The organism is Kitasatospora nipponensis, assembly GCF_039528135.1.
In the GTDB taxonomy this organism is placed as follows: domain Bacteria; phylum Actinomycetota; class Actinomycetes; order Streptomycetales; family Streptomycetaceae; genus Kitasatospora; species Kitasatospora nipponensis.
In genome coordinates, this window is sequence record NZ_BAAALF010000254.1 from 1 (window position 1) to 9,781 (window position 9,781).

The window sequence follows — 9,781 nt, forward strand, 5'->3', positions numbered from 1 at the left end:
CGCCCCCCGCGGTGGACAGCGCCGAGACGCCCACCGCCGCCCCGGTCGAGTCCCGCGGCGCGGAGTCGCGCGCCACCGAGGGCCGGGCCGCCGACGGCCGGACCTTCGAGGGCCGCGAGGACCAGCGCGAGGGCCGCCGCGACCGCCGCGACCGCCGCGACCGCTCGGACCGTGCCGAGCAGCGCACGGACGCCCCCGAGGGCGACGCCGGCGACAGCCGTGAGTCGCGCCGCGACCGCCGCAACCGCCGTGACCGCGCCGACCGCCAGGGCGGTCAGGGCGGTCAGGGCGGGCAGCAGCAGAGCGCCCAGCCGGCCGCCGCGCAGCAGCCCAGCACCCAGCCCGCCCCCGCCCAGCAGGGCGGCTACGACGACGACGAGTTCGGTGACGGCCGACGCGGCCGCCGCGGCCGCTACCGCGACCGCAACCGCCGCGGCAGCCGCCGTGACGGCTTCGAGGGCGCGGTGGCCGAGCCGCAGGTCGGCGACGACGACGTGCTGATCCCGGTCGCCGGCATCCTGGACATCCTCGACAACTACGCCTTCGTGCGCACCTCGGGGTACCTGCCGGGCAACAACGACGTCTACGTCTCGCTCGCCCAGGTCCGCAAGAACGGCCTGCGCAAGGGTGACGCGATCACCGGTGCGGTGCGCCAGCCCAAGGACGGCGAGCGCCGCGAGAAGTTCAACGCCATGGTGCGGCTGGACTCGGTCAACGGCATGGACCCGGAGAGCGGCCGCGGCCGTCCCGAGTTCGGCAAGCTGACCCCGCTCTACCCGCAGGAGCGCCTGCGCCTGGAGACCGACCCGGGCGTGCTGACCACCCGGATCATCGACCTGGTGTCGCCGATCGGCAAGGGCCAGCGCGGTCTGATCGTCGCCCCGCCGAAGACCGGCAAGACGATGATCATGCAGGCGATCGCCAACGCGATCACCCGCAACAACCCCGAGTGCCACCTGATGGTCGTCCTGGTCGACGAGCGTCCGGAAGAGGTCACCGACATGCAGCGCTCGGTCAAGGGCGAGGTCATCTCCTCGACCTTCGACCGTCCGGCCGAGGACCACACCGTGGTCGCCGAGCTGGCCATCGAGCGCGCCAAGCGCCTGGTGGAGCTGGGCCACGACGTGGTGATCCTGCTCGACTCGATCACCCGTCTGGGCCGTGCCTACAACCTGGCGGCGCCGGCCTCCGGCCGCATCCTGTCCGGTGGTGTCGACTCGACCGCGCTCTACCCGCCGAAGAAGTTCTTCGGCGCCGCGCGCAACATCGAGAACGGCGGCTCGCTGACCATCCTCGCCACCGCGCTGGTGGAGACCGGCTCGCGCGCCGACGAGGTCGTCTTCGAGGAGTTCAAGGGCACCGGCAACATGGAGCTGCGCCTGGACCGCAAGCTCGCGGACAAGCGCATCTTCCCGGCGGTCGACGTGGACGCCTCCAGCACCCGTAAGGAGGAGATCCTGCTCGGCGCCGACGAGCTGGCGATCACCTGGAAGCTGCGCCGGGTGCTGCACGCGCTCGACTCGCAGCAGGCCATCGAGCTGCTGCTGGACAAGATGAAGCAGACCAAGAGCAACGCCGAGTTCCTGATGCAGATCGCCAAGACCACGCCGGGGTCCAACGACTGACAGGACGTCGGGCGACAGCTCGCGCGCACGGCCCCGGGGGGCCGCTGGTCTCCAGCGGCCCCCCGGGGCCGTGTCGTACCCGGGCCCGGGAGGGCCGGCGCGGAACCGTTGCACGAACCGGACATACCATCTCATCTCTCTCGCTTATCCTCGAAGGGTGGCCAGCCTGGTCGCACGCGGCATTCCGCCAGGAAAGCCGTATTCGTCACCGCGAGGACCAGGACCGATGGCCGAAGAGCAGCAGCACGCGAGCCGGCGCGAGCGCCGTGCCGCGCACCGCAGGGCCCGCAGCCGGCGGGCCAGGGTGCTGCGGATCGTCGCGTTCACGCTGGCCGGCCTGGTGCTGGCCGGTGCGGGGGCGGCCGGGTACGCCTACTGGCGGCTGAACGCCAACATCAAGAGCGTCGACATCGACGGCCAGCTCGGCAGCGGCCGGCCCTCGGCCGCCAACAACGGCTCGTTCAACGTGCTGGTGCTCGGCTCGGACTCGCGCGGCGGCGCCAACAGCTCGCTGGCCGGTGGTGACACCGGGGACACCGCCCGCTCCGACACCGCGATGGTGGTGCACGTCAACCAGGGCCACTCGGCCGGCACGGTGGTCTCCATCCCGCGCGACACCCTGGTGGCCCGGCCCGCCTGCACGGCGCCGAACGGCACCGCGGTCCCGGCCGTGCGCAGCGCGATGTTCAACAGTGCCTACGAGGTGGGCGGCGCCGCCTGCGCGGTGAAGACCACCGAGCAGCTGACCGGCCTGCGGATGGACCACTACATCGAGATCGACTTCTCCGGGTTCGCCAACTTCGTCAACGCCATCGGCGGCGCGAGCGTGACCACCACGGTGAACATCAACGACAAGGACAGCGGCCTGGTCCTCAAGGCCGGCACCAACCACCTCAACGGCGACCAGGCGCTGGCCTTCGTGCGCACCCGGCACGGCGTGGGCGACGGCAGCGACCTGGGCCGGATCGAGCTGCAGAAGCAGATGGTGAAGTCGATCATGCAGCAGGTGAACTCGATCGGGCTCTTCGGCAACCCGGCCAAGCTCTTCTCGGTCGCCGACACGCTCACCCGCAGCATCACCACCGACTCCGCGCTCGCCTCGGTCAGCGCGCTCACCTCGCTGGGCCAGGAGCTCAAGGGGATAGGGACCGACCAGCTGACCATGGTCACGCTGCCGGTGGTCACCGCGCCCACCGACCCCAACCGGGTGGTCCCGCTGAACCCGCAGTCCGGCCAGGTCTGGGACGCGCTGCGCACCGACCGGCCGATGCCGGCGGCGATCGTCAGCAGCCAGCCGTCCAACCCCGCCGACCCCAGGAGCCCCGTGGGCGGCACCGGCGGCACCGGCGGCACCGCAGGGACCGGCAGCACCGGTGGGGCCACCCAGGGCGCCACGGCCGCCGCCGGCTCCGCCGCGACGCCCGCCGGCGCTCCCGCCGCCTCCGCTCCCGCCACCGGGGCCGCCCAGGGCGCCGACGGCGACTCCTGAGCGGTGCGCGGGCGCCCCGGCGGCCGCCGGCGAGGCCGGATCGGAATATCTCCGGGCGGGCCCCGGTTTGGGAAGATGCGGCCGGTCCTGGCAGACTGGTCCGTCGGTCCCGGTTCACGTGCGGCTTCCTGCCGCCGACCCGGTGCCCTCCCGATCTCTAGGAGCATCCCTTGAAGCCCGAAGTTCACCCCCAGTACGTGGTCACCAACGTGACCTGCACCTGTGGCGCCGAGTTCACCACCCGTTCCACCGAGACCTCCGGCGTGATCCGCGCCGAGGTGTGCTCGCAGTGCCACCCGTTCTACACCGGCAAGCAGAAGATCCTCGACACCGGTGGCCGCGTGGCCCGCTTCGAGGCTCGCTTCGGCAAGGGCCTCAGCGGCAACCGGTCCTAGCGCTCCTGCGGCGCCGGTCTCTGGTGCCCCCGCTCCGTGCGGGGGTGCCCAGGGCCGGCGCCGTTCGCGTCCCCGGCACCGCCCGGCACTCCCGGCGCCCTTCGCGGCCCCGGCAGCCCCCACCCCTCCACCGGCAATCCCACGGGAAGTAGGCCCACCCCATGTTCGAGGCAGTCGAAGAGCTCCTCATCGAGCACGCCGCCCTCGAAGAGCGGCTGGCCGACCCCTCGGTCCACGCGGACCAGGCCAACGCGCGCAAGCTCTCCAAGCGCTACGCCGAGCTGACCCCGATCACCCGCACCTACCGCGCCTGGCGGCAGGCCGGCGAGGACATCGTGGCGGCCCGCGAGTTCGCCGCGGAGGACCCCGACTTCCTGGCCGAGGCCAAGGCCGCCGAGAAGCGCCAGGGCGAGCTGACCGAGGAGCTGCGGCTGCTGCTGGTGCCGCGCGACCCCAACGACGACAAGGACGTCATCCTGGAGGTCAAGGCGGGTGAGGGCGGCGAGGAGTCCGCGCTGTTCGCCGGCGACCTGCTGCGGATGTACCTGCGCTTCGCCGAGCGGGTGGGCTGGAAGACCGAGATCATCGACGCCAACGAGTCCGACCTCGGCGGCTACAAGGACGTCTCGGTCGCCGTGAAGTCCCGCGGGAGCACCGAGCCCGGCCAGGGCGTCTGGGCGCGGCTCAAGTACGAGGGCGGGGTGCACCGCGTGCAGCGCGTGCCCGCCACCGAGTCGCAGGGCCGCATCCACACCTCCGCCGCCGGCGTGCTGGTCACCCCGGAGGCCGAGGAGGTGGAGGTCGAGGTCCACGCGAACGACCTGCGGATCGACGTCTACCGCTCCTCGGGTCCCGGCGGGCAGTCGGTCAACACCACCGACTCCGCGGTCCGGATCACCCACCTGCCGACCGGTATCGTGGCCTCCTGCCAGAACGAGAAGAGCCAGCTGCAGAACAAGGAGTCGGCGATGCGCATCCTGCGGTCGCGACTGCTGGCCGCGGCGGTCGAGGCGGCCGAGCAGGAGGCTTCGGACGCCCGGCGCAGCCAGGTCCGCACGGTCGACCGCTCGGAGCGGATCCGCACCTACAACTACCCCGAGAACCGCATCTCGGACCACCGCACGGGATTCAAGGCCTACAACCTGGACCAGGTGCTGGACGGCGAGCTCAACGCGCTGATCCAGTCGGCGGTGGACGCGGACGCGGCGGCCAAGCTGGCCGCCGCGCAGGAGAACTGAGCCCCATCGCCCCAACAGCGTGAGCCCATCGTCCCAAAGACAGAGGTGTGGTCGGATGAACCTGCTGCTCGCCGAGGTGGCGCAGGCCACCCAGCGGTTGGCCGCGGCCGGCGTGCCGTCGCCGCGCTTCGACGCGGAGGAACTCGCCGCACACATCCACCACGTCAAGCGCAGCCAGTTGCACACGGTCAAGGACGCCGACTTCGACGCCCGGTACTGGGAGGCCGTCTCGCGCCGCGAGGCCCGCGAGCCGCTGCAGCACATCACCGGGCGGGCGTTCTTCCGCTACCTCGAACTCGAGGTCGGCCCCGGGGTCTTCGTGCCCCGGCCGGAGACCGAGACGGTGGTCGAGTGGGCCATAGACGCGGTGCGCGAGATGGACGTGGCCGAGCCGCTGGTGGTCGACCTCTGCTCGGGCTCCGGCGCGATCGCCCTGGCGCTGGCCCAGGAGCTGCCGCGCTCCAGCGTGCACGCCTTCGAGCTGGACGAGGGGGCGCTGCGGTACACCCGGCGCAACATCGCCACCAGCTCCGACCGCGACCGGGTCACCCTGCACGCGGGCGACGCCACCCGCGCCTTCGAGGACGACCGCTCCTGGGACGGCCGCTTCGACCTGGTGATCAGCAACCCGCCGTACATCCCGCTCACCGAGTGGGAGTACGTCGCGCCCGAGGCCCGCGACCACGACCCGCAGATGTCGCTCTTCTCCGGCGAGGACGGGCTGGACACCATCCGCGGCATCGAGCGGGTGGCCGCCCGGCTGCTGCGCCCGGGCGGCGCGGTGGTCATCGAGCACGCGGACACCCAGGGCGGCCAGGTGCCGTGGATCTTCAACGAGGAGGGCGGCTGGACGGACACCGCCGACCACCGCGACCTCAACGGGCGGCCGCGCTTCACCACGGCGCGCAAGATCCAGCACTGACCCCGTGACCATGTCGACCACCGTGAACCACTTCACCGCTCCTCGAAGGGGACTGCACTGATGAGCCGTCGTTACGACTGCGCCGATGCGGGCGACCGGGCCACCGGGCTGCGCGAGGCCGCTTCGGCGATCCGCCGCGGCGAGCTCGTCGTGCTGCCGACCGACACGGTCTACGGGATCGGTGCGGACGCCTTCAACCCGGAGGCCGTGGCCGGCCTGCTGGCCGCCAAGGGCCGCGGGCGCGACATGCCCTCCCCGGTGCTGGTCGGCTCGCCGACCACCCTGCACGGCCTGGTCACCGACTTCTCCGAGCGGGCCTGGGAGCTGGTCGACGCCTTCTGGCCCGGCGGCCTGACCCTGGTGGCCCGCCACCAGCCCTCGCTGCGCTGGGACCTGGGCGAGACCCGCGGCACCGTCGCGGTGCGGATGCCGCTGCACCCGGTCGCCATCGAGCTGCTGAACGCCACCGGACCGCTGGCCGTCTCCAGCGCCAACAAGTCCGGCCAGCCCGCCCCCGCCGACTGCGAGGACGCCGAGTACCAGCTGGGCGACTCGGTGGCGATCTACCTGGACGGCGGGCGGGCCGAGCACGGTCTGGCCTCCAGCATCGTCGACGTCACCGGCAAGATCCCGGTCCTGCTGCGCGCGGGCGCGGTCAGCGTCGAGCAGCTGAGGGAGGTCGTACCCGACCTGGAGGCCGGCAGTTGACGGCCGGACTCCATGACGCGCCGCTCGCCTCGCTCGCGCTGGCCCAGCGCCCCGCGGCGGCGCGGGCGCACCGAGCCGCCGGCGGCTTCCGGATCCTGTTCGTCTGCACCGGCAACGTCTGCCGCTCGCCGATCGCCGAGCGGCTGACCCGCCACGAGCTGGACGCCCGGCTCAGCGAGCACCTGGCTGGACAGATCGTGGTGGAGAGCGCCGGGACCTGGGGCCACGAGGGTGCGCCGATGGAGGCGCACGCGGCCACCGTGCTCGGCGAGTACGGCGTGGACAGCGGCAACTTCGCCGGCCGCGAGCTGCTGGACGAGCACGTGGTCGACGCCGACCTGGTGCTCACCGCGACCCTGGACCACCGCGCGCAGGTGATCTCGATGGGCCACGCGGCGGGTCTGCGCACCTTCACGCTCAAGGAGTTCACCCGGCTGGTGCGCTCGATAGACCCGGCCACGCTGCCCGACCCGCGCGGTGGCGCCGACGTCATCGACCGGGCCAGGGCACTGGTGCGCGCGGCCGCCGCGCTGCGCGGCTGGCTGCTGGCCGCCACGCCCGAGGCGGACGAGGTGGGGGACCCGTACGGCGCGCCGATCGGGATGTTCCGCAACTGCGGCGAGGAGATATTCCACGCGCTCGACCCGGTGGTCACCGCCCTGACGGGCGTACCGGCCCCGTGCCGCCAGGACGAGCGCCCGATGCGGTTCTAGGCTGGTTTCCACCGCCCGAGCCCCCCGGAGCGCCGTCATGACCGTCACCGACGCCGTGCAGGTCCACTGGAACCCCTCGCAGGCGCTGCGGAGCGCCGATCCGCAGGTGGCCGACCTGCTGAGCGCGGAGGCGCAGCGCCGCGCCGGCGGGCTGCAGCTGCTGGCCGGCGAGAACCTGGCCACCGAGGCGGTGCTGGACGCGCTGGCGGGCCCGCTGGTGGACAAGTACGCCGAGGGGTACCCGGGACACCGCCACCACGCCGGCTGCGCGCTGGCGGACGCCACCGAGCTGCTGGCGATCGAGCGGGCCCGCCGGCTGTTCTCCGCCGACCACGCGAACGTGCAGCCGCGCTCGGGCACTTCGGCGATGCTGGCGACCTACGCGGCGCTGCTGCGGCCGGGCGACGTGGTGCTCGCGATGTCGCTGGAGCACGGCGGGCACCTGTCCTGCGGGTCCAGGGCGAACTTCTCCGGCCGCTGGTTCGACTTCGTCGGCTACGGGGTGCGCGAGCAGGACGGGCTGGTCGACCTCGACCAGGTCCGCGAGCTGGCCAAGGCGCACCGGCCCAAGGCGATCATCGCCGGCTCGATCTCCTACCCGCGGCACCTGGACTGGGCGGCCTTCCGGGAGATCGCCGACGAGGTGGACGCCTACCTGGTCGCCTCCGCCGCGCAGACCATCGGCCTGGTGGCCGGGGGAGCGGCGCCCTCGCCGGTGCCGTACGCGGACGTCGTGGTGGCCGCCACCCACAAGCTGCTGCGCGGGCCGCGCGGCGGGCTGCTGCTCTGCACCGGGGAGCTGGCGGAGCGGGTGGACAAGGCCGTCTTCCCGTTCACCCAGGGCGGCGCCGCGATGAACGAGGTGGCGGCCAAGGCGGTGGCGTTCGCACAGGCGGACAAGCCGGAGTTCGGCGCGTACATCCGGCGCGCGGTGGACGGCGCGCGCGCCCTCGCGGCGGCGCTGGAGCACGCCGGGGCCCGCCCGCTGACCGGCGGCACCGACACCCACCTGGTCACCGCGGACGTCTCCCCGCTGGGGATCACCGGTGCGGAGGCCGAACGCCGGTGCGCCGCCGCCGCACTCCTGCTCGGCAAGTGCGCACTGCCGTTCGACCCGGCGCCGGCCGCGCAGACCTCGGGGATCCGGCTGGGCACCGGAACGGCGGCCGCGCTCGGGATGGGCGCCGGCGAGCTCGGCGAGGTCGGCGCGCTGATCGGTACCCTGCTCAGTGGGGGTGCGAGCGCCCCGGTGGCGGCCCGGGTGCGCGAACTGGCCGCACACTTCGCGGCGATCGGCAGCCGCTAGGGCGAACCGCGATGCACGCCGCGCTCGTCCGACTCAATAAGGTGTGACCGTGGCGACGCACCTCGAACCCCGGACAACTGCGGGAGTACCTTTCGTACTCACCCGTCAGCGCGCGTGGAAGGAGGCCGTCGGTGCGTGAGTTCCTGCTCGTGCTCTTCAGCACGGCCGCGGTCACCTACCTGCTGACCGGCCCGGTCCGGAAGTTCGCGATCATCGCGGGCGCCATGCCCCCGGTGCGGGCGCGCGACGTGCACCGCGAGCCGACCCCGCGCCTGGGCGGCATCGCGATGTTCGGCGGGCTCTGCGCGGGCCTGCTGGTGGCCTCGCAACTGACCAACCTGGGCAAGGTGTTCAGCGACGACTCCTCCGACATCCGGGCGCTGCTGTCGGGCGTGGGCATCATGTGGGTGCTCGGCGTGCTGGACGACAAGTGGGGCGTGGACGCGCTGGTGAAGCTGGGCGGCCAGATGATCGCCGCCGGCGTGATGGTCTACCAGGGCATCACGGTCATCTCGCTGCCGGTGCCCGGGGTCGGCCCGGTCGCGCTGACCCCCACCCAGGGCATGATCATCTCGGTCGCCCTGGTGGTCGTGATGGTCAACGCGGTGAACTTCATCGACGGTCTGGACGGTCTGGCCGGCGGCATGGTCTGCATCGCCGCGATCGCCTTCTTCCTGTACTCCTACCGGCTCTGGTACGGCTACTCGATCAGCGAGGCGGCGCCCTCGGTGCTCTTCAGCGCGCTGCTGATCGGCATGTGCCTGGGCTTCCTGCCGCACAACCTGCACCCGGCCCGGATCTTCATGGGCGACTCCGGCTCGATGATGCTGGGCCTGATGCTCGCGGTGGCCGCGATCTCGGTGACCGGCCGCGTCGACCCCGACCTGATCACCCAGCAGGCCGGTTCGCAGACCGCCACCACCCACATCCTGGTGCCGATCTACATCCCGCTGCTGCTGCCGCTGGCGGTGATCGCGCTGCCGCTGGCCGACCTGCTGCTGGCCGTGGTGCGCCGCACCTGGGCGGGCCGCTCGCCGTTCGCCGCCGACAAGCAGCACCTGCACCACCGCCTGCTGGAGATCGGCCACTCGCACAGCCGGGCCGTGCTGATCATGTACTTCTGGGCCGCGCTGATCGCCTTCGGGACGGTGGCGTTCTCGTTCACCAACACCGGCCGCACGGTCGTGCTGGCCTGTGCCGGCTTCTGCCTGATCGGCATCGTGGTCCTGCTGCTGCCGTGGTTCCGGCCGAAGGCGCCGAGCGCGGTGCAGTCCTTCGTGCCGCCGCGCTACCGGAAGGAGACCGCAGCTCCGGTCGAGGTGACCGCCGGGGCGCCGGCGATGGCCGAGCTCTCGGCGCAGGACAAGGAGCTGCTCGGCCGGCTC

Annotated in this window: 9 protein-coding genes; all 9 read left to right on the forward strand. The window is 72.7% G+C overall.

The genetic code is table 11. From position 1 onward, the window contains the following. Positions 1-1,625 (forward strand): transcription termination factor Rho (gene rho, locus ABD323_RS37210; RefSeq protein ID WP_344446524.1); only part of this gene is annotated, 1,625 nt, incomplete at its 5' end. 226 nt (positions 1,626-1,851) lie between these two features. Beyond that, complete coding sequence (locus ABD323_RS37215) at positions 1,852-3,114, forward strand: LCP family protein (protein ID WP_344446525.1); 1,263 nt, start codon at positions 1,852-1,854, stop codon at positions 3,112-3,114. Positions 3,115-3,284: 170 nt separating this feature from the next. Next, positions 3,285-3,509, forward strand: a complete 225-nt coding sequence (gene rpmE / locus ABD323_RS37220) for a 50S ribosomal protein L31 (protein WP_344446526.1) — start codon at positions 3,285-3,287, stop codon at positions 3,507-3,509. 161 nt (positions 3,510-3,670) lie between these two features. After that, positions 3,671-4,747 (forward strand): peptide chain release factor 1, encoded by a 1,077-nt coding sequence (prfA, locus tag ABD323_RS37225; RefSeq protein WP_344446527.1) that lies wholly within the window; start codon positions 3,671-3,673, stop codon positions 4,745-4,747. A 55-nt stretch (positions 4,748-4,802) separates the two neighbouring features. Next, complete coding sequence (gene prmC / locus ABD323_RS37230; protein ID WP_344446528.1) at positions 4,803-5,669, forward strand: peptide chain release factor N(5)-glutamine methyltransferase; 867 nt, start codon at positions 4,803-4,805, stop codon at positions 5,667-5,669. 60 nt (positions 5,670-5,729) lie between these two features. Beyond that, positions 5,730-6,377, forward strand: coding sequence for an L-threonylcarbamoyladenylate synthase (locus ABD323_RS37235; RefSeq protein ID WP_344446529.1), 648 nt, complete (start codon positions 5,730-5,732; stop codon positions 6,375-6,377). A 38-nt stretch (positions 6,378-6,415) separates the two neighbouring features. Further along, a complete protein-coding gene (locus ABD323_RS37240; RefSeq protein ID WP_344446532.1) occupies positions 6,416-7,090 on the forward strand; it encodes an arsenate reductase/protein-tyrosine-phosphatase family protein in 675 nt (224 codons plus the stop codon). A gap of 37 nt (positions 7,091-7,127) precedes the next feature. Next, entirely contained in the window at positions 7,128-8,396 is a 1,269-nt protein-coding gene (locus tag ABD323_RS37245) for a serine hydroxymethyltransferase (protein ID WP_344446530.1), read from the forward strand. A 131-nt stretch (positions 8,397-8,527) separates the two neighbouring features. After that, positions 8,528-9,781, forward strand: a 1,254-nt coding sequence (locus ABD323_RS37250) for an MraY family glycosyltransferase (RefSeq protein ID WP_344446531.1), incomplete at its 3' end; no start/stop codon positions are given.